Genomic DNA, 1,283 nt, shown 5'->3' with positions numbered 1-1,283 from the left:
CTTGATCTTTAACCTGTGCGGCGAGGCCGTGGGGTCGTTGACTTCTTCGCCTTCGGTTTCGTGGTGTCTGTTTTGCGGACTGTGTGGACGTCGTGGCGTGGGGTCGGCCGAGTGTTCTTGCTTCCTGGCGGGCGTCCTGGGCCGGGGTGCGGAGTTTTCGGTGCTCGGGCCGGGCAGGCGGCCTTGGGGCGGATGTGCCGGAAGTCGCGGCGGACTCGTGCGGGGGTGAGTCTGTCGGGCGGGCTGGGTGTCTCCCACGGTCGCCGGAGGTCTGCCGCTAGCGGGCGGGCGAGCCGTAGTTGGGTGAACGCTGCGATGATCAGCCAGGTCCAGCGGTCGGCGGCTTCGGGGGTGCGGATCTTCGGGCAGGTCCAGCCCAGTGTCTGCTTGAACAGGCGGAAGGTGTGCTCGATGTCGAAGCGCCGCAGGAATGCCTGCCAGAGCAAGTCGATGTCGGCGGGGGTGGCGTCTGTTCTCGACCACCACAGCCATACCGGCTTCGGTGTCGCGCCGCTGGGCAGGTGCTCGACCTGCAGGCGGATCACGGTCCCCTCGATGACCGGCAGGGCGCCCAGCTGGGCGGTCCAGGCCGAGCGGTGTGTCAGTCTCGGGTGGAGCCGGTCCCAGGCCCGGGCGGTGGCGGTGCCGTAGAGACGGGTTGCGGTCACCGTCTGCGCGTCCGGGGTGTTCCAGGTGGCCGGGTCACCGAAGACGAACTCGCCGCCATGGCGAGGCGGACGGCCTCGGACACCGGGCTCACGGGGCGGCACTGCTCGGCGCAGGACGCGGTCCGAGCGCATCCGGCCCAGCACCTGCACCGGCAGATCCTTCAGGAGGAAGGCCAGGCGGGGCACGTCGTATCCCGCGTCCACCACGATCAGGATCTGCGGGTCACTGTCCTTCCACTGCCCGGCCTCGATCAGCCGCTCGACCAGCTCGCGCATCTGCCGGGCGGTGACCGTGGCGGCGTCGTCGCCCGGTGCCAGACGCAGGGCGTCCAGCGGCGCGGTCCAGGAACTGCGGCCGGTCTCCAGCGCGCAGATCATCGAGTAGGGCCAGCCGGGAACGGGAATGTGCTGGTCCTTGCCGCGTCCGTAGGTGTGGCACAGGATCCGCTGCGGTGAGGTGTGGGCACTGGGCCGCAGCCAGCAGGTGATGTCGGCGGCCAGGACCAGCCGGCCGTCCGCCGCCCGCGGCAGCGACACCGTCGCCAGGGCTCGCCGAAGCCGGGCGACATCGACCCGGCCCGCGGCCAGAGCGTCGTAGAGCCCGCCGTGCCCGCG

General features: G+C 70.9%; 1 protein-coding gene. It reads right to left on the bottom strand.

Going from position 1 to position 1,283, the window contains the following annotated elements; genetic code table 11:
- Window positions 1–8 precede the first annotated feature (8 nt).
- On the bottom strand, window positions 9–1,283 hold a 1,275-nt coding region (locus ACIGXE_RS37755; protein ID WP_399754695.1), incomplete at its 5' end, for an NF041680 family putative transposase.

The organism is Streptomyces sp. NPDC053431, from assembly GCF_044544925.1.
Lineage (GTDB): Bacteria > Actinomycetota > Actinomycetes > Streptomycetales > Streptomycetaceae > Streptomyces.
This window is presented reverse-complemented; position numbering and strand designations above follow the sequence as displayed.